This window comes from Streptomyces sp. NPDC102259 (assembly GCF_044766465.1).
Taxonomy (GTDB): Bacteria; Actinomycetota; Actinomycetes; order Streptomycetales; family Streptomycetaceae; genus Streptomyces.
This window is the reverse complement of the sequence record NZ_JBIWMA010000024.1, coordinates 37,325-63,149: the sequence shown is the minus strand read 5'-3', so window position 1 is coordinate 63,149 and position 25,825 is coordinate 37,325. Positions and strand designations below refer to the sequence as shown.

At 70.8% G+C, this 25,825-nt stretch carries 24 protein-coding genes and 1 pseudogene; 14 read left to right on the top strand and 11 right to left on the bottom strand.

Annotated features, from left to right (window positions below; all coding sequences use genetic code 11):
- Positions 1–12: 12 nt before the first annotated feature.
- A complete protein-coding gene (locus ACIRPU_RS36250; protein ID WP_403875033.1) occupies positions 13–576 on the bottom strand; it encodes a hypothetical protein in 564 nt (187 codons plus the stop codon).
- Positions 577–782: 206 nt separating this feature from the next.
- Between ACIRPU_RS36250 and ACIRPU_RS36245 the strand changes: the two genes are divergently transcribed.
- The 3 genes from ACIRPU_RS36245 (at position 783) to ACIRPU_RS36235 (ending at position 3,388) form a co-directional block, all read left to right on the top strand.
- On the top strand, positions 783–1,430 hold the full coding sequence (locus ACIRPU_RS36245) for an RNA polymerase sigma factor (RefSeq protein WP_403875031.1): 648 nt from the start codon (positions 783–785) through the stop codon (positions 1,428–1,430).
- On the top strand, positions 1,427–2,044 hold the full coding sequence (locus ACIRPU_RS36240; protein WP_403875029.1) for a hypothetical protein: 618 nt from the start codon (positions 1,427–1,429) through the stop codon (positions 2,042–2,044). Before ACIRPU_RS36245 ends, ACIRPU_RS36240 begins: the two co-directional genes overlap by 4 nt.
- 138 nt (positions 2,045–2,182) lie before the next feature.
- On the top strand, positions 2,183–3,388 hold the full coding sequence (locus ACIRPU_RS36235; RefSeq protein WP_403875027.1) for an acyltransferase family protein: 1,206 nt from the start codon (positions 2,183–2,185) through the stop codon (positions 3,386–3,388).
- Here the strand turns inward: ACIRPU_RS36235 and ACIRPU_RS36230 are convergent.
- Positions 3,373–4,209 carry a chitosanase gene (locus tag ACIRPU_RS36230; RefSeq protein WP_403875025.1) on the bottom strand — a complete coding sequence of 279 codons (837 nt, stop codon included), beginning with the start codon at positions 4,207–4,209 and terminating at the stop codon, positions 3,373–3,375. The genes ACIRPU_RS36235 and ACIRPU_RS36230 overlap by 16 nt on opposite strands.
- Positions 4,210–4,601: 392 nt before the next feature.
- Between ACIRPU_RS36230 and ACIRPU_RS36225 the strand changes: the two genes are divergently transcribed.
- Both ACIRPU_RS36225 and ACIRPU_RS36220 read left to right on the top strand, forming a co-directional pair.
- Positions 4,602–5,654: a PP2C family protein-serine/threonine phosphatase gene (locus tag ACIRPU_RS36225; RefSeq protein WP_403875023.1), complete on the top strand. Its 1,053-nt coding sequence runs from the start codon at positions 4,602–4,604 to the stop codon at positions 5,652–5,654.
- Positions 5,655–5,780: 126 nt separating this feature from the next.
- Positions 5,781–6,200: a Tn3 family transposase gene (locus ACIRPU_RS36220; RefSeq protein WP_403875021.1), complete on the top strand. Its 420-nt coding sequence runs from the start codon at positions 5,781–5,783 to the stop codon at positions 6,198–6,200.
- Here the strand turns inward: ACIRPU_RS36220 and ACIRPU_RS36215 are convergent.
- From ACIRPU_RS36215 to ACIRPU_RS36200, 4 genes and pseudogenes are all read right to left on the bottom strand, one after another.
- Positions 6,166–7,086, bottom strand: a complete 921-nt coding sequence (locus tag ACIRPU_RS36215; protein ID WP_403875019.1) for an SDR family oxidoreductase — start codon at positions 7,084–7,086, stop codon at positions 6,166–6,168. The genes ACIRPU_RS36220 and ACIRPU_RS36215 overlap by 35 nt on opposite strands.
- Before the next feature lie 166 nt (positions 7,087–7,252).
- Positions 7,253–7,720, bottom strand: coding sequence for a MarR family winged helix-turn-helix transcriptional regulator (locus ACIRPU_RS36210; RefSeq protein ID WP_403875017.1), 468 nt, complete (start codon positions 7,718–7,720; stop codon positions 7,253–7,255).
- A 13-nt stretch (positions 7,721–7,733) separates the two neighbouring features.
- Positions 7,734–8,795, bottom strand: coding sequence for an alkene reductase (locus ACIRPU_RS36205; RefSeq protein WP_403875015.1), 1,062 nt, complete (start codon positions 8,793–8,795; stop codon positions 7,734–7,736).
- Positions 8,796–8,873: 78 nt separating this feature from the next.
- Positions 8,874–9,780 (bottom strand): annotated as a pseudogene (locus ACIRPU_RS36200) (NADP-dependent oxidoreductase).
- A 233-nt stretch (positions 9,781–10,013) separates the two neighbouring features.
- On the opposite strand from ACIRPU_RS36200, the gene ACIRPU_RS36195 reads away from it, so the two are divergent.
- From ACIRPU_RS36195 to ACIRPU_RS36185, 3 genes are all read left to right on the top strand, one after another.
- Complete coding sequence (locus ACIRPU_RS36195; RefSeq protein WP_403875013.1) at positions 10,014–10,655, top strand: S1 RNA-binding domain-containing protein; 642 nt, start codon at positions 10,014–10,016, stop codon at positions 10,653–10,655.
- Entirely contained in the window at positions 10,652–11,056 is a 405-nt protein-coding gene (locus tag ACIRPU_RS36190; RefSeq protein WP_403875011.1) for a hypothetical protein, read from the top strand. Before ACIRPU_RS36195 ends, ACIRPU_RS36190 begins: the two co-directional genes overlap by 4 nt.
- A 292-nt stretch (positions 11,057–11,348) precedes the next feature.
- A complete protein-coding gene (locus tag ACIRPU_RS36185) occupies positions 11,349–12,665 on the top strand; it encodes an MFS transporter (RefSeq protein WP_403875129.1) in 1,317 nt (438 codons plus the stop codon).
- 157 nt (positions 12,666–12,822) lie between these two features.
- Here the strand turns inward: ACIRPU_RS36185 and sigJ are convergent, their stop codons facing one another.
- A complete protein-coding gene (gene sigJ, locus ACIRPU_RS36180) occupies positions 12,823–13,758 on the bottom strand; it encodes an RNA polymerase sigma factor SigJ (RefSeq protein WP_403875127.1) in 936 nt (311 codons plus the stop codon).
- A 197-nt stretch (positions 13,759–13,955) separates the two neighbouring features.
- Between sigJ and ACIRPU_RS36175 the strand changes: the two genes are divergently transcribed.
- From ACIRPU_RS36175 to ACIRPU_RS36165, 3 genes are all read left to right on the top strand, one after another.
- Complete coding sequence (locus tag ACIRPU_RS36175) at positions 13,956–15,116, top strand: LUD domain-containing protein (RefSeq protein ID WP_403875009.1); 1,161 nt, start codon at positions 13,956–13,958, stop codon at positions 15,114–15,116.
- A gap of 177 nt (positions 15,117–15,293) precedes the next feature.
- Complete coding sequence (locus ACIRPU_RS36170; RefSeq protein WP_403875007.1) at positions 15,294–15,890, top strand: HD domain-containing protein; 597 nt, start codon at positions 15,294–15,296, stop codon at positions 15,888–15,890.
- Positions 15,891–16,383: 493 nt separating this feature from the next.
- Positions 16,384–17,892 (top strand): GMC family oxidoreductase, encoded by a 1,509-nt coding sequence (locus ACIRPU_RS36165; RefSeq protein ID WP_403875005.1) that lies wholly within the window; start codon positions 16,384–16,386, stop codon positions 17,890–17,892.
- Positions 17,893–18,163: 271 nt separating this feature from the next.
- Here ACIRPU_RS36165 and ACIRPU_RS36160 read toward each other — a convergent pair whose 3' ends face one another.
- From ACIRPU_RS36160 to ACIRPU_RS36150, 3 genes are all read right to left on the bottom strand, one after another.
- Positions 18,164–19,198 carry a helix-turn-helix domain-containing protein gene (locus tag ACIRPU_RS36160; RefSeq protein WP_403875003.1) on the bottom strand — a complete coding sequence of 345 codons (1,035 nt, stop codon included), beginning with the start codon at positions 19,196–19,198 and terminating at the stop codon, positions 18,164–18,166.
- A gap of 337 nt (positions 19,199–19,535) precedes the next feature.
- Entirely contained in the window at positions 19,536–19,868 is a 333-nt protein-coding gene (locus ACIRPU_RS36155) for a hypothetical protein (RefSeq protein WP_403875001.1), read from the bottom strand.
- Between the two features lie 512 nt (positions 19,869–20,380).
- Positions 20,381–20,653 carry a hypothetical protein gene (locus ACIRPU_RS36150; RefSeq protein WP_403874999.1) on the bottom strand — a complete coding sequence of 91 codons (273 nt, stop codon included), beginning with the start codon at positions 20,651–20,653 and terminating at the stop codon, positions 20,381–20,383.
- Between the two features lie 153 nt (positions 20,654–20,806).
- On the opposite strand from ACIRPU_RS36150, the gene ACIRPU_RS36145 reads away from it, so the two are divergent.
- Entirely contained in the window at positions 20,807–21,511 is a 705-nt protein-coding gene (locus ACIRPU_RS36145; RefSeq protein ID WP_403874997.1) for a hypothetical protein, read from the top strand.
- Positions 21,512–21,778: 267 nt separating this feature from the next.
- Here ACIRPU_RS36145 and ACIRPU_RS36140 read toward each other — a convergent pair whose 3' ends face one another.
- Positions 21,779–24,049 (bottom strand): M4 family metallopeptidase, encoded by a 2,271-nt coding sequence (locus ACIRPU_RS36140; protein ID WP_403874995.1) that lies wholly within the window; start codon positions 24,047–24,049, stop codon positions 21,779–21,781.
- Positions 24,050–24,702: 653 nt separating this feature from the next.
- On the opposite strand from ACIRPU_RS36140, the gene ACIRPU_RS36135 reads away from it, so the two are divergent.
- Both ACIRPU_RS36135 and ACIRPU_RS36130 read left to right on the top strand, forming a co-directional pair.
- Entirely contained in the window at positions 24,703–25,170 is a 468-nt protein-coding gene (locus ACIRPU_RS36135; protein ID WP_403874993.1) for a hypothetical protein, read from the top strand.
- Between the two features lie 75 nt (positions 25,171–25,245).
- Positions 25,246–25,809 (top strand): precorrin-3B C(17)-methyltransferase, encoded by a 564-nt coding sequence (locus ACIRPU_RS36130; protein WP_403874991.1) that lies wholly within the window; start codon positions 25,246–25,248, stop codon positions 25,807–25,809.
- The last annotated feature ends 16 nt before the right edge of the window (positions 25,810–25,825 follow it).

Below are 25,825 nucleotides of genomic sequence, written 5' to 3'. Positions count from 1 at the left end.
CGAACCCACCCCCTACGCCCCAGGCGCACCACTCACTCGGTCATCGTGCCCCCGGTCGTCGGAAGCGGCATCCGCAGGTCCGCCCAGGACGCCGCCCGCACCGGTCACGGCCCGCGCCCGGTCCCGGCGGGCCGCCACGCACCCGGCGGACGCCGCGAGGGCGCCGGCGCCGACCGCGAAGACGACGACGCACGTGTTCAGCCGGTCGTAGAGGCCGCTGCTCTCGTAGGTGGTCCCGTCGTCGAGTACGCAGTCGAAGGCCGGCGGGAGGTAGGAGGCCCGGTGGGTCACGAGGCGCAAACGGGTGTCGCGCGGGACCTCCTCCCCCCGGCAGGCCGGCGCGGGGGACGAGTCAGCGCCGGAGCGGGACTCGTGCTCGGCGAACGCCACCGCTCCGCTGGAGAGCAGATAACAGCCGACGGCCGCCGCGACCGCCATCCGGGCCGACCAGCGCAGCAGGTGCACGGCCCAGTCCGGCCGTCGTCCCGGCAACGCCACGGAGACGAGTTTGACGAGGACGGCGATGCACCAGAGCGGGCTCGCGAACAGAGCCGCCAGTCCTAGAAGGCCCAACACGTCCGAGGGATCCCCTTCCGCTTCTGCCACGTTCTGTCAGGTCCGGCTTCAGCCATGTGCCAAGTGATCGTCATCGGCGCAACAGTGACACGCTTTCCGGCGGATCCTCCTTCTCGCGCCGGGTCCGGGTCCACTCTGTAACGCTTTTCGCACCTCGTTCCAAGAACGGGTGTAGCGCCTTTGAAGGAGACGAGAAGGAGACGCCTGTGGACGACGCGGAACGGTTACGGGGTGGGCCCGCCGCGGCGGCACGCGACCCGCGGCTCTTCGAGGAGTTCTATCGCCGCCACGTGGACGCGGTGATGCGGTTCGTGGCCCGGCGCGTGGACGACCCGCACACCGCGGCCGACCTGACGGCCGAGATCTTCCTCGCCGTCCTGCACTCGGCGCACTCCTACCGGCCGCACCTCGGCAGTGAGACGGCCTGGCTGTTCGGCATCGCCCGCAACGTGGTGTCGTCGGAGCGCCGCCGGGTCGCCCGGGAGACCGAACGCGACCTGCGCTTCTCCGGGCGGCGACTGCTCGAGGCCGACGACATCGTCCGCATCGAGGACAGACTCGACGCGGAGAGCCCGGGGCGGCGCGCCCTGGCCGCCCTGGCGCGGCTTCCCGAGGGCGAGCGGGCCGTCATGGAGTTGATCGCGGTGGACCAGCTCACGGTCACGGAGGCGGCGGCCGCGCTGGGGATACGCCAGGTCACGGCCCGCGTACGACTGCACCGGGCGCGCAAGGCGCTGCGGCGGGAGGCGGGGGCCCAGGCCCCGGAGACCACGGGGCCGGCCGCCCGCACGGGGTCCGCGCAGGCCACGACGCCGGACGCGCCGCTGCTGTACATCGCGAGGGGGGAAGCATGAGCACGAGGCGGACGTTCGAGGACCGGCTCCTGGACGAGCTCAAGGCGGAGATCGAGCTGCGCGGGACAGGAGTCCGCCGGACCACGCCGACCGCGGTCGAGCCCGCCGGCGGCGGGGCGGGAGCAGCCGTGCGCCGACTCTTCACCCCGCCCCGGATCGCCGTCGTCGCGGTGGCCTGCGCGGTGGCCTGGTTCGGCGCGGCGGCGATGCCCGGCTCGTCGGCCTACTCGACGGCCTACGCGGTGGAGCGCCACGGGGACGGCACTGTCACGCTCACCGTGAAGGACCAGTCGATCGACGTCGCGGCCCAGCGCGAGCTCGCGAGGAGGGTGCGCCCGTGGGGCATCGAGGTGACCATCGACGTGCTGGCCAACGGCTACGTGTGCGAACGCAGCGAGTTCACCCCGTTCTCGAGCTGGGCCGTCGACGGGCACGGCAACCGTGTCCCCGTCATCCCGATCAAGGCCGGCTGGGACTTCACGCTGCGCCGGGGCAACGTACTGACCTTCGAGAACATGGAGGGCATGTCCCGACCGCGCGCGGTCGAGTTGTACTCCACCAAGAGCCAGGCCGAGCCCTGTGTTCCGCTGAAGGTCGCCCTGCCCGACGACTGATGCCCGACCCCGTCTGACGAACCCCTCCCCCGCACAGGATCCGGTCCACGTATGCACCCCCCGCCCTTGGTTCCCCCACGCCCGGAGGAGTCACCCCCCGTAACGGTACCGTCACTCGATTCGCTCCCGTCGGCACGGTTGGGCTGGCTGGACGCGTTGCGCGCCGTGGCGGCTCTCGCCGTGGTCTTCGACCACTCGTCGTACGCGTTCCTGCCGGAGTTCCGTCAGGAGCTGGTGCCGCAGTTCACCGTCGGCCGCTACGGCGTCATGCTGTTCTTCCTGGTGAGCGGGTACATCGTCCCCGCGTCGCTGGAGCGCCGCGGCTGCGTCCGGACGTTCTGGATCGGGCGGGTGTTCCGCATGTACCCGCTGTGGGCGGTCGCCGTCACCGCGGTGCTCGCGCTCCATCTCCTGGGGGTCGCCGAGTTGCGCGCCGGTCCGGGCCGGCAGAGCCTCACCACGATCGCCGTCGCCCACCTGACCCTGCTCCAGGAGCTGCTGGGGACTCCCAGCGTCCTGCTCGTCCTGTGGACCCTCTCCTACGAGACGGCCTTCTACCTGCTGGTCGTCGCGCTCTTCACGGCCCGTCTGCACCGTCGATCGGCGACGGTCGCCGTCACCCTCGCCGCCCTCGCCGCCGTGAGCGCGGCAGTGGGGAGCACGCTGCCGGTCTCCGCGCTGTCCCGCGCGGTCGGCACCGGCCCGCTGGTCGGGCTCGCCACGATCGCCCTGGTGCTCGCCGTCTGCTGTGCGGGCGCCGGGACACCCGCGCTCCGGGTGGCCGGTGGAGCGCTGGGCGGGGTGTCGGCGCTCGTCCTGGTCGCCTTCAACGGCACGGTCGCGACGTGGGAGGGCCTGGTGATTCTCGCCGTGATGTTCCTCGGCACCGCGGTCCACCGGGCCGAGCACGATGGGAGCGGCCTGCGGCGCGTGGCCGGCACGGCCGCCGTGGTGGTCGCCTGCGCCGTGGGAAGTGCGTACCGGTACGGCGACGGCGCCCATTCCACCCGGCGCGGCTGGATCCTGGCGTTCCTGATGGCCGCGCTCACCTTCGGCGCCGGACTGACGGCGCGCCACCGGCGTGTACCGCGCCCGCTGACCGCACTGGGGACGATCAGCTACTCGGTCTATCTGGTGCACCCCGTGCTGCTGGCGGTGACCGACGGCACGATCGGCCGATGGCGGCACGACACTCCCCTGCTGGAAGCGGCGTTCGTCGCCGTGCTGCTGCCGCTGTGCGCCCTGAGCTACCGGTACGTCGAGGTACCTGGTCGGGCGTGGGGCCGCAGACTGGCGCGCCGCTTCCAGCCGGGATCACGCGGAGGCGGTCAGCCGATGTGGTAGCTGTCGCCGTAGACCTTCCAGTTCAGGGGCGGGTCGAGGTCGAGGTTGCCGTTGCGCAGGAAGACGCGCTGGGCGGTGTCGACCCGGCTGGTGTCGCTGTGCGCCTCCTCCTGCTTCATGGCCCAGACCCGGGCGTCGAGGAAGGCGTTCAGATACGTCGTCTCGTCGCCGCCCTGGGCCGGCGGCTTCGCCTTGGTCAGCGCGCGCTTGCGGATGTTGCGGAAGCTGGTGGGGTCGGTTCCGTCACCGTGCATGACGATGGCGTCGTAGTAGGCGAACTGGCCGAGGCCCCGCAGGCCGTCCGTCTTGCCCTGCCGGACGGCGGGGTTGAAGTAGACGCGGTCGCGCTCGTCGTTCTGGGCCTGCTGGAACGCGGTGTCCTGGGCGGCCTTGCGCCAGTCCTTCGGGTAGTTCGGGTCGAGACCCGAATGCGAGTCGGTGCCGTCGACCTCGCGCAGGGCCGGCAGGTACTTGGCGAGGACGTTGCCGGGCTTGCGGTCGCTGTAGAGCTGTACGAGGTCGAGCATGTCTCCGGTGCCGGAGCAGAATCCGATGATGCCGGCGGTGTAACCGCGGCCGTCGCCGATGTCCTCGATGTACTGGTACTGGGCCTTCCAGTCGAGCGAGGAGTTCTCCGCGCTCGACACCAGCTTCATGGCGATCTCCTTCTTCGCCGGGTCGTCGAGGCCCTTCGCCGCGGGGGCCGCGGTCGCCTGCTGGGCGGTGAGGAGCGGCGCGGCCACGAGGGCGCCGGTGAGGGCGAGGAAGAGGCGGCGGGAGGTGGGGGTGGGGCCGTCGACCGGCCGGGATATGTGCACCACAGTGGCTCCAGGTGAGGAGTGGGGGGTGGGGTGACTGCTGCACTGCGACTGACAGGAAAGTTTCCTATCAGCGCGAGGCGACAGAAGTAACCCCATCGAAGCCATGTTCGTACGATCGAACGAACGACCGACTCTTGGCTCGCGCACACCATTGCCGCCCACCGAACCCCGCGGGTCCGCACCGTGACCTCGTCGCCGCGCGCCGCACCGTCGCGACCGGACTCGACGCCGATGACACGGCAGGGCCTCGGAGTCATGGCCGGGCCGACGGCCACTGATCGGAGAGTGGCGGACCCATTCGCCACCCGCATCATCCCGATAAGATCTGAATTGTGATCAGGTCAGCACGGCTCCGGCGCCGCCACCGTCCCTCCGGCGGTCAGGGGCGGGCCGTGCTGCTGTCACCGGTGTTCGTCGCCGTCCTCATCGCCGGCCTGGCCTTCGCCACTCCGAGAGAGGTCGCCTTCAGCCGCCTCCTGCCCGCGGCGCCCGCCCTCGCGGCCGCGGTGTGGCCCGTCCTCCCGACGATCCTGCTGGGGGCATTCTGCTTTCTGGCCATGATCGGCATCAGCTTCGTCCACTCCGATCTGGGAACGCCGTACACGGCCGCCGCCATCGCCGCCGTCACCTTCGCAGCCGCATACGCGAGCCATCTCCGGCTCCAACGCGAGGAGACGCTCTTCCAGGTGCGCCTCGTCGCCGACGCGGCCCAGAAGGTGCTACTGCGCCCGCTGCCGCACCACATCCAGGGCATCGAGCTCGAGTCGCTGTACCGAGCGGCCCAGGAGCAGGCCCGGATCGGAGGCGACTTCTACGAGGCGGCCGACACACCGTACGGAGTCCGCCTGCTCATCGGCGACGTACGCGGCAAGGGGCTGTCAGCGGTGGGGGCGGCCGCGGCGGTGATCAACTGCTTCAGGGAGAACGCGTACGACCAGCCCGACCTGAAGGGCCTGATCCACCGCCTGCAGATCACGATGACCCGCTACAGCGCCGCGATCCCCGCCGACGATCAACAGGAGCACTTCGCCACCGCTCTGATCACCGAGATCCCCTACGGCGGCGGGCACGTCAAGGTCCTCAACTGCGGGCATCCGCCGCCGGTGTTCGTACAGAGCGGCGAAATCCACGTTCTCGAGCCCACCCGCCCCTCCACGCCCCTCAATCTCGCGGCGCTCCTCGGAGACCACTACCACGTGGACACCGTCGCCTTCGTCCCCGGCGATCAGATGCTGCTCTACACCGACGGCGTCACGGAAACCCGCGATCGCAACGGCACGTTCTTCCCGCTGCCGGACTGGATGGGTCGGCACCGCGCGGCACCGCCCCGTGAGCTGCTGAGCCGGCTTCACAAAGACTTGCTCCGCTACGCCGGAGGACGACTCGACGACGACATCGCGGCCCTCGCCGTACGCTGCCGGCCCGTCCCGGCTCAGGAGCACTGATCCATTCCCTTTCGCAACGAGCCACCGAGGGCGGCTGGGGTCTGCCGTTCGGATCAGGTCGGCCCGACCCACGGTGGCCTGGCGGCGGGCGGCATGATCCAAACGACAGGCCCTGGTACTGCAACGGTGCCTGCCGTCACTGCTGGCCAGCTCAGTCGGCTGGTCCACGACCATGATCTCCCGCCCGTCAGGCCGTCTGGCGGTCGGGCCGACATCGCCGAGATCGTGCGGCAGCTGCTGGCAGAGGGCTGGGAGATCGAGCCGGAGGACCTGGCGCAGATCTCGCCATACCTGACCGAGCACATCAACCGGTTCGGCGAGTACAGCACGCACGAGCTCGGCATCCAGCCCGAGGCGTACGAGGCGAAACTCGACGTTGATTTCACACCGCTGCGGGAGCAGGACGTTCTGAAGAGGGGCAGCGCGGGTTCGACAGGGTCATCGGCGCTTTCCGCGCGGCGCCGTGTGGACGAGGCCGTAGGAGTGGGTGACCAGGTCCTCGACGAGGGCGTCACCGGCGCTGTGCGGTGCGCAGTTCGTCGGTGAAGCGGGCCAAGGCCTGTTCGGCGGTGGGGGCGGGGCCGAAGAGTTCTTCCTGGCGGGTGGGGTCGGCGACGTAGCGGCCGGTGTCGAACCAGTGGAACATCGCGGCCATGTCCTTGAGCAGGGGCATGAAGCGGCCGGCGACGGCGCTGGCGGTGCGGGCGACGGGGGACGGGACGGCCCACACCTTTATGTTCTTTCCGGCGCGGTCGCCCCTCAGGTCGGCGACCTCGCGCATGCTGACGGGCCGGTCCCAGCCGATGTCGATGCGCTCACCGTTCTGGGTGTCGGCATCGACCGCGGCGGCCAGGTAGCCGGCGAGGTCGGTCATGCGCACGAAGGTCAGCGGGACGCCGGTCTTGCCGATCCATATCATGCGGCCCTTGTCGATCGGGTTGCCCGCTCCGGTCGTGATCTGGTCGAGGAAGGCTCCGGGGCGCAGGGCGACGAAGGGGACGCCGAGCTGTTCGAGTTTGTCCTCAGCGAGCTTCTTGTGCCAGAAGTGCGGGACGTCGGGCGTCTTGTCGCTTTCGAGAATGCTGGTCAGGACGAAGCGGCGGATGCCGGTGCGGTGGGCGGCCTCGGCGAGGTTGGCGTTGCCGATGGTGTCGATGTCGTTGGCGTTCTTGCCGCCGCGGGTGTAGCCGGCGGCGGTGGTGATGACGGCGTCGGCGCCTTTCATGGCGGTGACGAGGGAGTCGACGTCGAGCATGTCGCCGCGGGCGATCTGCACTCCCCGGCCTTCGAGCCGGCTCGCGTCGCTGGTGGGCCGCACCAGGGCGCGGACCTTCTTGCCGCGGACCAGGAGTTCGTCGACGACCTTGCTCCCCAGGGAGCCGGTGGCCCCGACGACGAGGACGGGCAGGGGGGTGGAGTCGGTGGCAGGCATGGGGGATTCTCTTTCCTTCAGGTCACGGTGGGGCTTTCGGCGGTGGCCGGCTGGGCCGGTGTGCGGACGGCCGGCGGTGTGGAGGCAGTTCGATGTCCCCTGTGGGCTTCTTGGAGTGCTGCCACACCGCCGGCCGTTGGAGGGCCGTGCTTGTCCTACCGGTGTGTCAGCCGGGTTCTTCTGGCGGCAGCGGGCGGCTGGTGATCGCGTCGGTGATCGCGTAGGCGGTCTCGACGAAGGCCTGGGCCTGCTGTTCCGTCAGGTTGCCTGCGGAGATGTCCTCCAGGCTCTGCCACAGGGCGGCGATGGGTTCGCGCATGGCGCGGCCCTTGTCGGTGAGGTGGACGACCATCACGCGCCGGTCGTGCTGGGCCGGCTCGCGGGTGAGCAGCCCCGCGTCCTGCATGCGGCGCAGGGACTTGGAGACGGTGGAGTGGTCCAGGCCGACGCTCTCGAGGAGTTCGGACTGGGTCTGCCCCTCGCGGTCGAGGAGCTGCATGAGCAGCAGTTCCTGGCCGGGGTGCAGATTCATCTTGCGCAGCAGGGCGCCGGCGTAGGCGCGGTGGGCGCGGGCGAGCTGGAAGATCGCGTAACCCATCGGCCCTCCTGCGGCAGTAGTGGGAATGTCAGGCATGGTCCCCGCTTCTTCAGCCGGTGTGGGTGGGGTAGTCGGTGTAGCCGACCGCACCGCCACCGTAGAAGGTCGCCGGGTCCGGGCTGTTCAGCTCCGCCCCGACGCGCAGCCGCTCGACCAGGTCGGGGTTGGCCAGGGCCAGCGCGCCGACCGAGACCAGATCGGCCGTGCCGTTCTCGATGTCCTTGGCCCGGGTGGGGATGTCGGCGCCGGCCCGGTTGAGGATCAGCGTGCCCGGCCACTGCGCACGCAGCGTGTCCAGCAACGCCTCGTCACCGGCGTGCATCAGGTGCAGATAGGCCAGGCCGAGCGGGCGCAGCGCCTCGACCAGGGCCGGGTAGAGGGCGTGGGTGTCGGACTCGGCGATGTCGTTGTACGGGTTTCCGGGCGAGATACGGATGCCGGTGCGCTCCGGGCCGATCTCGTCGGCCACCGCCGCGGCGACCTCGACGGCGAAGCGGATACGCGCCTCGATCGAGCCGCCGTAGGCGTCCGTGCGCTGGTTGGAGTTGTCCGAGAGGAACTGGTGGATCAGGTAGCCGTTGGCGCCGTGGATCTCCACACCGTCCGCGCCCGCCGCGATCGCGGCCGCGGCAGCCCGGCGGAAGTCCTCGACGGTCTCGGCGACTTCCTGGGTCGACAGGGCGCGCGGCTCAGGCATCTCCTGCGGGCCGGAGGCGGTGAACATCACGCCCTGCGGGCGGATCGCCGAGGGGGCGACGGGCTGTCGGTGATGGGGGGTGTTGTCCGGGTGGGAGATCCGGCCGACGTGCATCAGCTGGATGAACACCCGGCTGCCCGCCGCGTGCACGGCATCGGTGACGGTGCGCCACCCGGCGACCTGCGCCTGGTCGTAGATGCCGGGGGTCAGCAGATAGCCCTGGCCGTCGGCCGAGGGCTGGGTGCCCTCGGTGATGATCAGCGCGTTGGAGGCGCGCTGGGCGTAGTACTCGGCATTCAGCTCCGTCGGCACGCCCTCCGGGGTGGAGCGGTCACGGGTCATGGGCGCCATGACCAGACGGTGCGGCAGAGAGGCGCCGCCGAGGGTGGTCGGGGTCCACAGGGATTCGAGCATGAAAAGTCCTTCGGTAATGCGGTGACCCGACGGCCACCGCAACAAGAGGGGTGGGGGTGTGCGAGGGGGCGGGAGTGCTCAGCTGACGGTCAGGACGAGCTTGCCGCGCACATGTCCGGCGTCGCTGGCGCCCTGGGCCTCGGCGGCCAGGTTCAGGGGGTAGGCGGTGACGGTGGTGGTCAGCTTTCCGGCGGCGGCCTCCTGGGCGACGGCGGCCAGGCGCTGGGCGGAGTGCCCCGGGGTGCCCTGGGAGAAGGTGACGCCCAGCCGGCGCGCGGAGAAATCGGCGATGGTCACGATGCGCTCCGTGCCGCCGCGCAGGGTGATGGAGTCGGGCAGGGCGCCCTTGCCGGCCAGGTCGAAGACCGCGTCGATGCCGTTGGGGGCCAGGGAGCGTACGCGCTCGACCAGGCCCTCGCCGTAGGTGGTCGGCGTCGCGCCGAGCGAGGCGAGGTAGTCCTGGTTGGCGGCGCCGGCGGTGGCGATCACGCGGGCGCCGCGGGCGGCGGCGAGCTGGACGGCCACGGTGCCCACCGCTCCGGACGCGCCGTGCATCAGCACCGTCTCCCCTGCGGCCACCCCCAGCTGGTCCAGGACCCGCTCGGCGGTCTCGCTCGCGACCGGCAGCGCGGCCGCGTCCTGCCAGGACAGGCCGGCGGGCTTGGGGGCCACGGCGGTGGCCAGCGCGAACTCGGCGTACGAGCCGGTGTCGGCCCAGCCGAGCACCTCGTCGCCGACCTGCACGTCGCTCACACCCTCGCCGAGCGCGTCGACCACGCCGGCCAGCTCACCCCCCGGGGGTGGCCGGGAAGGTCGTGGGGTAGACGGCCTCGAGCATCCCGGCGCGGGTCTTGCCGTCGATGGCGTTGAGTCCGGCCACCTTCACCCGGACCCGGACCTGGCCGGGGCCGGGCTGAGGGACCTCGACGTCGGCCTCGTGCAGTACCTCCGGGCCGCCGAACTCTTCGAAAACGATCGCTTTCATGATGACTCCGTTCATTCCACTCGCTCCGCCACAAATAGTGTGGCTGGACACATAACAACCGTAACAGCAATCACGTGGCTAGCCAAGTATTACCGGAGGTGGTGTGCGGAACGGCCGTTGCGGCGGCTCTCAGGATGCGCCCGCCACTCATGTGGTCGACCATGTAAATGTCCGTGGCCGGCCACGGACCGGCGCACCCGGCCCTGCCCGGAGCCGGGGCAGCGCGAGCGTCCATGTATGCCGGTGAAGATCTCCCGCTGTTCACCGCTGTGCTGCCCGACAGCGACGGCGTTCTACGCGCTCGCTGGCAGACCGAGCCGACGCCCGGCGACCGGGACTGGGCGTTCCTGAAGACCCTGAGGCGCGGCCAGGTCGTCACCGGCACGGTGACGTCCATCGCCAGCTTCGGCGTCACCTTCGTGGACATCGGCGGCTTCACCGCGATGATCAACATCCCGGAGCTGTCCTGGCGCCCGCTCGACCACCCGTCTGACGTCGTGAGCGTCGGCCAAGTGGTCACAGCCGAGGTCCTCGACGTCGACATGGTCCGGGAACGGGTGCCTCTGTCGCTCCGAGCGGTGCAGGAAGACCCGTGGCCGCAGGTAGCGCAGCGGATCGGCCAAGTAGTCGTCGGGCCGGTCACCAAGATCGTGCCGTTCGGCGTCTTCGTCCGCATCGAAGACCGAGAGGACGGCTTCCAGGGGCTCGTGCACACCAGCGAGCTGGACGAAACCTCCGAAGACGTCGTCGAGGTCGGCGACGCCCTCACCGTGAAGATCATGGAGGTCGACATCGCGCGCCGCCGCATTTCCTTGTCGCATACCCAGGCCCGCACAACCCGCTCCGAGAGGGGCATTGAGGGCGGATCGGCATGAGGAGCCAGGAGGCTGAGCTCGACCAGGACATAGCCGCGTTCTTGGCGGCCATGGCGTTTACCGAGAGTGGCGTCCACTGTCCGCTCCCGGATCCGGCGAACTACTACTGGCCCGGTACTCCGAACCGCCGCGGCGGCGAGATCGATTGGTGGCAGTGCGCCATGCTGCTGCAGATGTACACCGGAGAGCAGGTCCGAGGCATGGTCGCCGTCCTCCCGGAGACCTTTACGGCGTTGCCCTCGACATTGCTCCGGAAGGACCAGCAGCGACTCGTCCACCGCGTCCGCTCCATCGAGCGAGACACCTCCCAGTGGGGCCGAGACCACAAGGCCGAATGCGGACCGCAGGTTTGCGGCTACGTCCCCGAAGCAACCGATAACACCCCGACGACTCCTACATGACCGCATCAACCGTGGCATCGTTATTGAGAGCTACTTGTCACTGGACGGCAGCTTCGGGAACGCAGGTTGCAGTACTAGTGTCCGGGGTGGCGAGTCGACCCACGAGGAGTTGCAGACATGATCGGTCGTCCGAGCGCGCGTTGACGTCGTAGGCCGTGATCGGCCCGTCATCGCGTGCTGCCCTTGATGGAGCGGCACAGCGAGCCTTCTGCCGCCCGAACCGTCGGCGCATCTGTCGTGTGCTCGGTGGCGGGCCTCGTCGTCGGCAACCCGAGGGATCCCCGTGCCGTCCGTGCCGTCCGTGTCCTCCGCCGCATCCGCTTCCGGTCGGCCTGTTCCGTCAAGCCTGTGGCGGGACGGCGACTTCCGCAGACTCTGGGTGGGGCAGACGGCCTCCCAACTCGGCGAACACACAGGCCTGGTGGTTCTCCCGCTCTTCGCCGTCCTGACGCTCGACGCCGACGCCGATCAGCTGGGCGTCCTGCGCGCCGTGGGGCAGGCGCCGATCTTCCTGCTGTCGCTCTTCGTCGGCGCATGGGTGGACAGGTGGCGGACCCGCACGGTGATGGTGCTGACCGACGTCGGCCGAACCCTCGCCCTGGGCGCCGCCGCCCTGGCCGCCCTCTTCGGCCGGCTCGGCCTGCCCGCGCTCCTCCTGGTCGCCTTCGTCGTCGGCGCCCTGTCCGTGTTCTTCGACGTGGCCTACCAGGTGTCTCTCGTACGGCTGGTGAAACGCGACCAGCTGGTGCGGGGCAACAGCGCACTCGAGAGCAGCCGGTCCGCGGCCCAGATCGGCGGTCCCGCACTCGGCGGCGCGTTGGTGTCCCTGCTGTCGGCGCCGATCGCCGCCGCCTCCAGCGCGCTGTTCTTCGCGCTGTCGTTCCTGTCCATCCGACGCGTCCGCCGGGTCGAACCGACCCCGGAGCGCCTGGAGCGCCCTCCTCGGGTCTGGCGGCGGGTCCACGAGGGTCTCCGTTTCGTCGTCGGCGACACCGCGCTGCGGACCGTGTGCCTGGCCTCGGCCGCCTTCCAGTTCTTCTTCGCGGCCGTGATGACCGTCTATCTGCTCTTCCTGCCGCGGGAACTGCACCTGTCCGGCACCGCCGTCGGGCTGGCACTCGCGGCGACGGGTCCGGGCGCGCTCCTCGGCTCCGTGCTGGCCGCCCGCCTGCCGAACCGGTTCGGATACGGCCCGGTACTCGTGGCCGCGGCGGCACTCGGCGACGGCGTGTTGCTGTGTGTACCCGCGCTGCACGGCTCCCCCGCGGTGACCGTTCCCACGCTCCTCGCGGTCAACTTCGTGTTCGGGGCCGGCGGCCAGTTGGTGAACGTGGCGGTCATGGCCGTCCGGCAGACGGTCACTCCCGACGGGTTGCAGGGCCGCGCGGCCGCGACGATCACGTTCGTCGGCATGGGGCTGTCCCCGCTCGGCTCCCTGCTCGGCGGATTCCTCGCCGAGGAGTGGGGGTTGCGCGCCAGTCTCCTGGCGACGGCCGCAGGAATGATGCTGTCCCCGGCGGTGATGGCCCTGTCCCCGCTCGCACGTCTTGGACTTCCGTCCGGGCGGCGTACGCCGCTGACGGCCCCGGGCGGGCCCGGCCCGTCGTGAAGAGAGCAGCGATCGCGCTGCCGCCGAGGAACTGCTCGCCGGAGCCGCGGCGTTGCGGACCGCTCCTGTGCGGACCGATCGCGTGCGGGCGGCTCCCGTACGGGCGGCTGGTGTGCGGACGGCTCCTGTGCGGGCGGCTCGTGTGGCGGGCGGCTCCTCAGCCGATCCGCCAGGGCCGGAGCTTCTCGGGGTTTCGCACCGCCCAGATGTGCCTGATCCGGTCGCCCGCGATCTCGAACGCGAACACGGTCGCGATGTCGCCGTCCTGCTGCGCCACCAAGCCGGGCAGGCCGTTGACCGTGCACTCCAGGAACGTCGTGCGGTCGCCCGACACACGGGCGATCTCGGCGTAGGCATGTGCGATCCGCTCACCGCCCACGATCGGGAGCAGATGGGTGACGGCCAGCCCGCCGCCGTCGGCGGTCGCGGTGGCCTCGGGGTCGAGCAGGCCGATCAGGGCGTCGATGTCCTTCGCCTCCCACGCCGTTCTGAACTGCCTGACGATTCCCGCCTGCCCGGCACCCGGGCCCACCGGGGTCTGCGCGGTGCGGATCCGACGGCGGGCGGACGAGGCCAGCTGGCGGCACGCCGCCGGAGTACGGCCGACGATCTCGGCGACCTCGCCGAAGGGATATCGGAAGACATCGTGCAGGACGAACGCGACGCGCTCGGCCGGGGTCATCGCATCGAGGACGACCAGGAAGGCCATCGTCACGGACTCGTCGAGGGTGACCAGATCGGCCGGGTCGGTCCCGCCGCCGGAGCGCCCGTTGATCCACTCCGTGGGTTCGGGCAGCGGTTCCGGGATCCAGTCGCCCACGTACGTCTCCCGCCTGGCCCGCGCCGAGCCGAACAGGTTCAGACAGATGCGGCCGGCGACCGTCATCAGCCAGGCGCCGGGCGACTCGATGGCCTGCCGCTCCCGCGCGGACATGGCGTACCAACGGGCGTAGGTCTCCTGCACGACGTCCTCGGCGTCGGCCAGGGACCCGAGGAGCCGATAGGCGAGGTTGATCAGCCGGCGCCGCTCGCTCATGATCGCGCTCAGGCCCGGATCGCTCCGCTCGTCGCCGGGCTCGGCTCTGGTGGTCATGGTCCGGCCGGTCAAGGCCCGGTTGGTCATAGTCCGGCTGGTCATGGTGTGGCCGTCTCCCTCGCTCGCTGCCGTGCCGCTACCCGTTACGACAAGACAGCGCACCGGACTGTGAGGTCGACACCCCCGCCTCACATTCCGAAGGGCCGCGTTGTCTCAACCGGTGAGGACGACGACATCACGGAGAGGGAACTCGGATGAACGACTTCCAGACCATCGCGGACCGGGTCGAGATCGAGGCACTGCGCGGCGAGTTCACCGACGCGGTGATGATGCGCGACCGCCCCCGCCTGGCGTCGCTGTTCACACCGGACGGCGCCCTGCGCATGCCCGACATCCCCGCGGACCAGGTCGGCCGCGAGGAGATCCGCGCCGGGGGCGAGCGGCTGCAGAGCCAGTGGGACTTCTTCGTGCAGACCACCCACCCCGGCACGATCCTGCTCGACGACGACACCGCGACCGGCCGCGCCTATATCCAGGAACTCTTCCGCACCCTCGACGGACGCCAGGGTCTCCACTACGCCGTCTACCACGACCGCTATCAGCGCACCACGGAGGGCTGGAAGTTCGCCGAGCGGGTGTACGAGGTGAGGTACCTCGACACCTCCCCGCTGGCGGGTAAGGCACCCCAGACGGCGCAGGGCTCCGGGACGGACCGGGCGGACGCAACGGCCACCCCGACCCCGACTCCGACTCCGACCCCGGCTCCGGCTCCGACCCCGATTCCGGCTCCGGCTCCAGTTCCGGCCGCGTCCTTCGCCGACCCGGCGTCGGCCGAGCAACTGGAGCGGGTGGCCGCCGCGCTGCGGGCCAACGGCTTCGCCGCCGAGATCCTCGACGACGCCGCCGCCGCGCGCGCCCGCGTCAAGGACCTGATCCCCGAGGGCGCGGGCGTGTTCACCGGGGCCAGCGAGACCCTCCGACTGTCCGGCATCGACGAGGACATCAACGCCGGCGGCCGGTACGACGCCATCAGACCGCGCGTCCTGGCCATCGACCGGGTCACCGGCGCCGACGAGATCCGAAGGCTGGTCGCCAGTCCCGAATTCGTCGTCAACAGCGTCGCGGCGGTCACCGAGACCGGCTCGCTCGTCCTCGCCTCGGGCAGCGGCAGCCAGTTCCCCGCCAACGCGGGCGGCGCCGCCCACGCGGTCTGGATCGTCGGCGCGCAGAAGGTGGTGCCCGACCTGAGCACCGCGCTGCGCCGCGTCGAGGAGCACGCCCTCCCTCTGGAGAACGCCCGCGCCCTGGCGGTGTACGGGATGCCCAGCGCCGTCAACCGCCTGCTCATCGTCAACGCGGAACAGCGCCAGGGACGCGGCACCGTGCTCCTTCTCCGAGAGGCCATCGGCTACTGACCCGGCCCAGGGGCGGGATTCGGCTTCCGGCTCGCCGACCGGCGTGGGCAGCCCGGACCGGTCAGGGGCCGGTGGCCGGCTCCGGACGGAACGTCCGCTCCGGTCGAGGGTCCGGGCTCCTTCTCGTGTCCGTTCTCGTGTCCCTTCTCGTGTCGGGTGGGCAGGTACCCTGCCGAAGTGGTCCTTCCGACGGTCGATGAGGTACGCGCGCTGCACGAGCGGCACGCGCCGTCGCGAGAGGCACTGGACCTCGTCCTCACCCACTGCGAGATCGTCAGCGGCATCGCCGAGCAGCTCCTGGTACGGACGGACCTCCCCCTCGACGCCGACCTCGTCCGTGTCGGCGCCCTGCTCCACGACATCGGCGTCTACCGGCTCTACGACCGGGCCGGTCGGCTCCATCACCGCGACTACGTCCGCCATGGCGTGCTCGGCTACGAGATCCTCCACGAGGAGGGGTTCCCTGAGCGCCTGCGCCGCTTCTGCTCCTGCCACACGGGAGTCGGTCTCACCCGGCACGACATCCGTGCTCAGGGGCTTCCCATACCCGAGGCTGACTATCTGGCCGAGACCGTCGAAGAGCAACTGGTCATGTACGCGGACAAGTTCCACAGCAAGACGACTCCCCCCACGTTCCTCACCGCCGACTCCTATGCCACGCGCGTGGAGAGCTTCGGCGCGGACAAGGTGCACGCGTTCGGCCTGCTGCGGGCCCGGTTCGGCGAACCCGACCTGACCTCCGCCAGGGCGCGATACGGCCACGCGCAGGTGTGAGGCCGGCGGCGCGGCCCGTGATGGCGCTCAGGTTCCGAACGGACGTCGCGGTGGTTCAAGTGCGTGCTGTGTCGGTTTTCCTAAGCTTCGAAGGCAGAGGGAACACCCAGGCTGTTCCTGGACGGGTACACAGCAAAGACGAGAAACTCGTGAACCAAGAGAATTCCGGCCGCGCGGCCGTCATCGCAGGGACCGGCGCCGATATGGACATCCCCGACGGGGTGATCGGCGGTGTGCGGATCGCAGGCCCGCCGGATCAATGTGATCGTTTGCCACCGGGTCACCTCTGTAGCCCGCTCGCTGCTGACAGGCGATTCCAGCCTTCTGCGAGCCGAGCCCGGACGCGGCTGGGCGACCCACAGAGGTGACGCGAAAACAACCACCCCAACTTTTAGAACACTTCAGTACGTAAGCATCATCAGCTCCTTGTTCGTCGAGGAGCTGAGTATCTGAAATTCGGTGGCCGGACAAGGCTGCCGTGGAAAGCGGAGACATGACGGGCAAGAGTTCTTATGACTATGTCGTGGTGGGAGCGGGGACAGCGGGATGCGTGATTGCCTCCCGGCTTTCGGAACGTCCCGGCGTCCGGGTGTTGCTGCTCGAGGCGGGAACCCGGGACGCAACCGAGACGATGGCATCTCCTTGGGGCTTCCTGGGGTTCGACCCGTCATCCCTCTGGCTGGGCGCCTCGACCGTGCAGACGGGTACAGGCAGGGCCGCTGACGTGCTGCGCGGCAAGGCGCTCGGCGGATCGTCGAGCATCAACGGCCTCTACCACCTGCGGGGCCACCGCTCCGGTTACGACGAATGGCCCGGCCTCGGTGCTCCAGGCTGGGGTTTCGACGATCTGCTGCCCTATTTCCGCCGCAGCGAGAGCACCCGCAGCCGTGATGCCTCCGTGCGGGGCACGGACGGGCCGGTCGTGGCCGCCCCGGTCCCGGAACCCCATCCCCTGGCCACGGCGGGCGTCGACGCCGCGGTGGAGGCTGGGTTCGCACGCGCCGATGACATCGGCAGCGGGCTGGAGACCGGGTTCGGGTGGAGTGACATGAATCTGCCCGGCGGCGCCCGCCAGAGCGCGGCCGACGCCTACATCCGTCCGTTCCTCGACCGGCCGAACCTGGACGTCGTCACGGACGCGACCGTGCAGCGGCTGCGCACCACCGCGGGCCGCTGCACCGGCGTCGAGTACACCATCGGCGGGGAGCGCGTGTCCGTCGACGGCGCCGAGGTGGTACTGACCGCGGGAGCCATCGGTTCCGCACACCTCCTGATGCTGTCGGGGATCGGCCCGGCACCACACCTTGAGGAACACGGCATCGACGTCGTCGCCGACTTGCCGGGAGTGGGCTCCCATCTGCAGGACCATCCGATGGCGGGCGTGGTGTACGAGGCCGTCCAGCCCGTACCGTTCGTTCCTGCCAACCCGCCGGCCGAAATGATGGGCCTGCTGTACAGCGACCCCGCCGCGGCCCGCCCGGACCTTCAGGTCTACATCGTCGCCGCGCCGCTCCCGTCGGCATGGGGTCAGCCGCCGGCCAACGGCTACTCCATCGCTTTCGCCGCGATGGCTCCGCACAGCAGCGGCACCGTGCGCCTGGCGGACGCCCATCCCGGCAGCGCTCCCGTCGTCGACCCCGGCTACCTGAGCGACGACCGTGACCTGGAGACCATGCGCAAGGGCCTGGCCCTGGCACGCCGCATCGGAGAGGCCGACGCGTTCGCCGAGTGGCGCAAGCAGGAAGCGGTGCCGGGCTCCGGGACGAGCGGCGAATCCGTGGACGAGTTCATCCGCAAGGCGACCGGCCCCTACTTCCACTTCACCGGCACCTGCCGCATGGGAACCGACGCCGATGCCGTCGTCGACCCTGCGAACCTTCGCGTGCACGGAATAGCCGGACTACGGGTCGCCGATGCCTCGGTGATGCCGTCCATCCCCTCGGCCAACACCAACGCGACCGTCTACGCCATCGCCGAACGGGCCGCCGAACTCATCGGCTGAGCCCATTTCAGCGCCCACGACACTTCCACAACGCGCTCATCTCCGACGCCTGGACCGCCGGCGGCTGATCGGAGTCGTCGATCAGCTGCCGGCGTCCTGCTTGCACCGAACTCAAGGCGGCCGGCGAGCTCGACGGGGCCTGGGCCTGTGTGGACGGCTGCCGCATACGCGCGAAAGAGGGTGCTGACGCCGGTTCGTCGTCGGTCGGCCGGCGCAAGGCGGGCAGCGGACACGAGTAGGCGGCACCGCTGAACCTCGGTCGTGCCTTTGGTCACGCGCTTTCGGCCGGCCCGTGGCCCGGCGGGTGCCGGTTCGGCGAGAGCGAGGCCGCTCCGGTCGAGCGGGCGTACTCGGTGGGAGTCTGACCGTAGTGCTTCTTGAAGGTCCGGGTGAAGTGGCTGCTGTCCGCGAACTGCCAGTGGGCGGCGAGTTCCGAGATACTCAGGCGACCTGACGGTGCGGTGAGGGCGAGCCGGGCCTCTTGCAGTCGCCGGTGGCGGATGTAGGTGGTCACCTGCTCTCCCACAGCGGCGAATGCCCGGTGCAGCGTACGGACGGAGACGTTGAGTTCACGCGCAAGCATCGCAGGAGAAAGTTCGGGATGAGCGAGTCGGCGGTCCGCGAGGTCCTTGGCTGCCTGGGTGAGCGCGGGGGCCAGCCGGGGTTCTACGTCGTCGAACCGGCCCTTCGCCACCGCCTTGGCCAGCTCGATCAGGGCGCCGTGGGCGGCTTCCACACCGACCGGGCCGAGGTCGGCCACAGTGCTGCGGATGGTGTCCGTGAGGGCCGTCAGCAGGCGTATCTCGGCCGAGTCCGCCGGCCCGGTGATGACCCGGTTCCCGAGCAGGGGTTTGAGCTCGTCGGGGGGTAGGACGAAGAACTTCGCCGTGAGGTGCGCCGTCGTCTCGAAGGCCGACAGGCCCCCGACGTGCCGGACGAGAAACTGCCCGGCCGATATGGTCTGCTCGCCGCAACCGGGCGGGCCGCCCAGAGTCCATGCACCGCGCTGCACCACGTACATCGCCACCAGGTCCTGATCGCCGCCCGGGACGTCCGCGGTCCGGGTTGCCGACGCGGCGTGAAGATCGGCGATCGCCGCACCGTGCACCTTGGCCACCTGGCCCTTGACCCGGAAGTCACCGATCGTGTCCGGGCTGAAGGCCGGCAGCTGGAAGACATCGTCGCCGATCTGCGTCTCCCACCCGCGCCGGAAGGAGTCGAGTCCCCGCGGGGCGGCACCCGGGGCGGTCGAGTCCACCGAGAACACCCCCCGCGCGCCGTCGACTTCCGTTCCCGTAGCGTCCATCTCTCCCCGATCCCTCACATTCATGGCTCCAACGTCATCCGTGGTGCTCGTGCTCCGTACGGACGTCACCGTGGTTCATGTGCGCTGTCCAATCTTCCGATGGACGGCCCGCAGGGCAGCGGTCGAGGGGCAGGGCTGATGCGTCTCAGTCGGCGAGATGAGCTGATCGTCTGCGTACGCGTCGGCATCGACCTGGCCGGCACGATCGGCCGGCACGTCCTGGCCGATCCACTGCCCGCACGGCGGCTGCGGGTCAGCCCCCGCATCGTCGAACGCGCCATCTCCAAGTACCAGTCCTTTGACAACACACCCAGCCGCAAACCTCACGGCTTTGGGGCTAGAAAAGCTGCAGCACCTGAGCGCCCAGGAAGCCGAGCAGGCCGACGTGGAAGAGGACCAGGCAGATCCACTGCGTCACGGACATGCGCCAGGACGCCGCCTTGAGGATCTCCCACTCGCTCACCGCGAAGGCGGCCAGCACCAGGGCGAGCACCTCCCACACCACGTGCCACCAGCCCGAAGGGGTCGCCCCCGTGGTGGCGTCCATGGCGGCCGGGACGCGCGCGACGCGCCCGAGCAGAATCAGGCCGATGAGCAGCTTGTGCCAGCCATGACGGACCGTCGGAGGGGCGGTCATCACCCGGGACGCGGGTGTGGATCCTGTAGACATTCGCACATTTGATCACCCTGCCGAGATGGAAGCCATCGTTCCGCTCGCCCCGGCCCAGGTGACCCGCCCCTCCTCCCGCCGCGCCCGCCCCTCGGGATCTCCTTACAGGGGTGCCATGTCCCTGTAACTTCCGTTCGCAAATCCGTTGAGGAAGTTGCCAGTTGCTCTTTCATGGCTACTCCCTCCATCCGCTGCCCGTACCGGGGAGAGGCCAGCAGGCGCGCACCGAGAACGTCCCGCAGACGCAGGCCACCACGTCCGCTCGCCGTCGCCATGGCCGCGGCCGGGCTGGTCGGACTGCTCGCGGGCCCGTGCGGATCCGACCCCGTCCCACTGCGGACGACCGTCGCACGGACGCCGTCACGGGTGGTGTGAAGAGCGTCTCGAACGGCACCCTGTCGGTGGCCGCCCCCGGCCGGGGCAACCTGCGGGTGTACGTACTGAACGGGCCCGGGAAGATCGGCGCCGACGGGCCCTGTCTCAGGTAGCGCCGCCGCGGGACCAGGGCTGGTTCAGGGGGCGCCCGGCGCGTCGCCCCGCCAGTCGAAACGGCGGTCGTCGCCGGTGCGTCGCTCGTACAGGGCGCGGCCGCCGGGCCCATAGCGGCCTATCTCCGTGATCAGCGCCACCTCGCGCAGCTCGTGCCGGGTCCGGTCCGTGACGTCCAGCAGCAGCCCGTCCAACGGGCCGCCCACGAGTTGCGCGTAGGTGCGGCCCGGGCGGGGTGCCGCGTCGTCGTGATCGGCGCCGTAGACCCGGCCCCGCAAGAACTCAACCTCGTCCATGACCAGCAGCTTGTCACCCACCACTGACAACGGCCCGTTGAGCACTCTTCGGCCAAGGCCATGGCGGAAAAGTGGCATCCGGGCGCGATCCCCGACCCGGCCGGGTATCCACCCCCTACGCATCGTTGTGTATGGGGTGGGGGGCCGGCCCTGATGGCACGCAGGCGGGAACGGGAGCGGACCGGCGAGTCGGCGCGGGCACAGCGTCGACGGACCGTGCGCGAGCTGCGGGCGTCGGGCCGCTACGGACCAAGGCTGCGCGACGTGCTGCCCGCCCTCGCCGTCTCGGTCGTCCTCGTGGGCGCCGCGCTCGGGGGGCTCGCCCTGGTCTACCGCGCGTTCGGCACTCCGGCCTGCGCGCTGTCCCTCGGGCCCCTCGTGGTGGTCGCCGCCGTCCTGAGCCGTCGGTCCCGGCGCCCCGCCCGGCGGCGGGGTGGGTACTACACCGCCCAGGAGCTGGCGGAGTTGGACATGCCCGAGCTGGTACTCGCCGTGGCCCGGATGCTCCGTCGGGACGGCTGGCGGGTGCTGCCACCCCCTCGGCACGACACCCACCATCTCGCCGCCCGCGACGGCCTAGGGCGGCTGCTCGACGTGGCGTTCCGTCCCGTGGCCGAGCCGCTGCCCGACGAGGAGTCGGCCTGTTCCTGCCGGAGGCGGCTGCGGGTACGGGCGCGGGCCGGGCCCCCGCTGCGGCTCGTCGTGCACCGGGGCACGTTCACCCACCGGGACAAGGTGTGGGCCTCGCGCGAGCCCCACACCTATCTCATCGACGGTCCTCGTCTTCAACTGTGGGCGCGTGGAACGCCGTTGACCCAGCTCGCGGGCGGGATCGCCCCGACCCCCCGGCGCGCGTGATCCCCCTTCCTCCGGTCACCAGGCGTACGAGGAGGTGCGCGCTGCCCGCGGCCACGTGCGTTGCCCTTCGGGATCTGGCACCGCGACTGACCCGATGCGGACGGTGGCTCCGGCGCCGGGCCGGTGTGCGCCCCGGGCCCGCGGGAACGATCCCGCCGCCCGGGTCTGGGAAGACCCGGGCGGCGGTGTCGAGCGGTCTGCGGTCAGCGAGTGAAGCAGCCGGCCAGGGAACCGGTCAGGAAGTGAACCGGCCGGAGAGGGGCTCGGTCAGGGTGTGAGCTGCCAGCGCTGGATGTAGCCCACGTCGATCGACGCGCGGTCCTGGACCCGCAGCTTCCATGTGCCGGTGAGGGGCTGGGCCGAGGCGTCGATCGTGAAGGTCTGGTCGACGTTGTCGGCGGAGCCGCCGGTGCGGTTGAGGAGCGAGTAGACGGTGCCGTCGGGGCCGACCAGGTCGACGGTCAGGTCACCGCGGTAGGTGTGGACGATGTTGACGTAGACCGAGGTGGTGGCCGAGGCGTTGCCGTCGCGGCCCTCGATGGTGATCGGGGACTCCACGGCGGCGCCGTTGTCGGGGATGTCGACGCGGGTGGCGGTGGCGTAGATGTACGCGATCCGCCAGGTGAAGGTGTCCGTGACGGACGCGCCGGTGCTGTCGGTGACCGTGACGGCGACGTCGCTGGTGCCGAGGGTGGTGGGCGTCCCGGAGATCAGGCCGCTCGCGCTGAGGGTCAGCCCGTCGGGCAGGCCGGTGGCCTCATAGGTCAGGCCCGCACCGGAGTTGGTGGTGTACGCGTCCACCTGGAGGCTGACCGCCTGGCCGACGCCGCTGGTCTGGTCGGCGATCGGGGCGACGTTGACGCCGAGGGCTATGCGGCTGCCGACGTTGATGGCGGCCCAGGCGTCGGCGACGGCGAGGTAGGTGGGGCTGTAGGCGCCGAACAGGTCGGCCGACGCCTGGAGGGTGGCGGTGCGGGCGCCCGCGTAGTTGGTCGACGAGGTCATGTACGTCGTCAGCGCCCGGTACCAGACGGCGGCGGCGTTCTCGATGCCGATGCCGGTGACGGCCTGGCCGTCGTAGGTCGGGCTGTCGTAGGCGACGCCGTTGACGGTCTTGGCGCCGCTGCCCTCGGAGAGCAGGTAGAAGAAGTGGTTCGCCGGGCCCGAGGAGTAGTGGACGTCGATGCTGCCCAGGGTGGAGCTCCAGCTGTCGCGGGAGGAGCCGTCCCTGGAGGGCTTGTCCATGTAACGCAGCGGGGTGCCGTTGCCGTTGATGTCGATCTTCTCGCCGACGAGGTAGTCGCCGGGGTCGGCGGCGAGATCCGAGTGGAACTCGACGGCGGCGGCGAAGATGTCGGAGGTCGCCTCGTTGAGACCGCCGGACTCGCCGGAGTAGGTCAGGTTGGCGGTGGCGGCGGTGACTCCGTGGCTCATCTCGTGGGCGGCCACGTCGAGGGCGGTCAGCGGGTGCGTGTTGCCGGAGCCGTCGCCGTAGGTCATGCAGAAGCAGCTGTCCTGCCAGAAGGCGTTGACGTAGTTGCTGCCGTAGTGGGCCCGGCTGTAGGCGGCGACGCCGTCGTTGCGGATGCCGTTGCGGCCGTACACATCCTTGTAGTAGTCCCAGGTGGCGGCGGCGCCGAAGGCCACGTCGACACCGGCGGTCTGCCGGTTGGACGGCAGGCCGGTGCCCCAGACATCGTTGTCGTCCGTGAACAGGGTGCCGGTGCCGGAGGTGCCCTGGTTCAGGTCGTACGTCTTGTGCCCGGCGCGGTCGCCGTCGGTGAGCTGGTACGTCGATCCCGACAGCGTGCTGCCGACGGGAACCGTGCCGACGTACTGGCCGGTGCCGGTGCCGGTGTGCACCTTCTCGGCGGCGAGGATCTGCTTGCCCGTGGTCGCGTCGGTGACCACCTGGAGTTCGCTGGGCGTGCCGTCCTGCTGGACGCCATCGACGATGGTCTCCCAGGCCAGGACGGGCTTGCCGGTGCCGGCCCAGACGACGAGGCGGGGCGCGCGCTCGGTCGCGGCGCCGGTGACGTCCGCGCTCTTGGCGGCCGCGAGCGCCTTGCCGCCGGCGCCGGTCGCGGAGAGCTTCGGGCTGAGGGACGGCAGCGTGAGCGTCGCCCCGCTCGCCTTGGACACGGTGGTCCGGCCGCTCTTGAGGTGGACGACCAGGTCACCGCCGAGGACGGGCAGTCCGGCGTAGGTGCGCTCGTAGCGGGTGTGCGTGGTGCCGTCGGCGTCCTGGACGACGTCCTTGACGACGAGCTTCTCCTGCGCGCCGAGGGCGAGCCGCTGGGCCGTGGCGCCGGACGTGGTCTGCGCGCTCTTGATCAGCGCGGCGCGGCGGGCCGGAGACAGGGCCGTCGCCGCCGCACCGGCGCGAGGCGTGGCGGTGATCTTGGCGGGGCGGGGGTCGGCGGGCGCCGCGCCTGCGGTACCGGCGGGGGCTCCCAGGGCGAGCAGGGTCCCGATGGTCGTCAGCGCGAGGGCGGTGGCGCGTCTGCGCCGGAGGATGGGGTGGTGTCGCCGGGGCAACGGGTTCTCCTTCTGTGCGACGGTCGGCCCGTGGTGGGGGGCCGGAGGGGGGCGGACCGACGGGATGGGGCCGGTCCGGAGCGCTGCACGGCAGGCGGGTGGAAGGAGGTGGGGGGTGAGTGGGATGCCCCGCATGATGCGGGTGTGAAGGAATGGTGAACTTCGGCAGCAGCGTGGCACTGCGTGCACAGGTTTGTCATGGGAATGCCAAAACAACGGCTGGAAATGACCATGTCCTGCTGGGGATCCGCCCTGCTCGGCGCACGTTTTCAGCCGCGGAGCGACCCCCTTTCCCGAAAGGGTGAATACGGGGACCCCCACGGCGTGTCGTGGCACTCCGGGCAGCACCCTGCGAGTTCAGGTGGCGACGGGAGTCGGCGGCGAAGGGCGGGGGCGGCGCGGGTGGGGCGGGGAGCCGTGTGGCGCGGGCGGACGTCTGCTGACGCATCCCTCCCCGTCGTCGGCGCGCCCCTCTCCGCCCCGTCGTCGGCGCGTCCGTCCCGGTCGTCGGCGCGTCTCTCCCGGTCGTCGTGGGGCATCGCGGCTCTGGGCCGTTCGAGTGGTCCCCTTCCGCTCGCCGTCGTAGCGTCGGTAGTGCACTTCATCCGGGCGCGGACACAGACGGCTCCCGGTTCCGTCGGGCGGGAGCGGACATGCGACACACGACGAGAACAGCGGTCATGCTCTGCGCGGCGCTGGGCCTCACGGCGGCCGTCGGCTCGGCCTCGGCCGTGCCGGCCGCGTCGCCGCCCACCGCGCGCGCGGCCGCGGTGCGGCAGGCCTCGCCGCCCGTCCTGGTGGACTGCCTCTGGCACGCCAAGGTGCGGCCCGGCGACTTCATCCTCGCGTGCGGCGACGGAAACAGCCGTCTGGTCTCGCTGCACTGGGACAGCTGGGGCTCGAACTCGGCGCGGGCCACCGGGGTCAACGTCGTCAACGACTGCGATCCGTACTGCGCGGCGGGCGCCTTCCACCCGTACGCCGTCGTCGTGAAGCTGGACCGGCCGCAGCCCTGGAAGAAGAACCCGCAGGTGCGGCACTACAGCCGGATGACCCTCACCTACCTCGGAGAGAGGCCGGACCAGTTCGCGCGCGTGGTGACGTACCCGCTCTGGAACTGAGCCTGCTCCAGGCCCCGTGTCCGGCCGTCTCGCTCCGGTTCCCCGGGTGCCCTCCCCGCCTGCCATGATCGAGGCATGACACGGACACGGCCACGGTGCCGGCTCGGCGCCCCGGTTCTGCTCGCTCTGCTCGTCCTCACCGCCGGATGCGCCGATCCGTCGAGCGACCCCCGGGCGGCCGGACCGGCGACCGCCTCACCGTCCGACTCGGCGCAGGCGAAGGGCTTCTGCCCGCCGCCCGAGGACACCCGGGCGTCGCCGTCTCCGTGCATCAGCTACGGCTGGGACCAGCGGGTCGCCGAGAACCACGCGTACCGCCAGGCCCAGCCCATCACCGCCGAGCAACGGCAGAAGGCGCAGCCCCGGGCGACGGCACTGGCCGCGGCTCTTCAGGAACTCGCGGCCAGGGGGACCACCTTGGACGGACTGCGGACGGCCGCCGCCGAGGCGCTCGGCCTGGAGGCGCGGCAGGTCGAGGTGCAGGGCGTCTTCCTGGTCCCCCTGCACGACATGCTCGTGGGGGGCGGCGAGGGCCGGGTGTGCGTCAACGGGACCGTCGACAGCGGCGGTCACGCGACGGCGGAGGTCGTCGGGCGTACGGTCGAGGGGACGTGTCTGCCCGGGCTGGGCGGGCACTGAGGTACGGCGGCCCGGG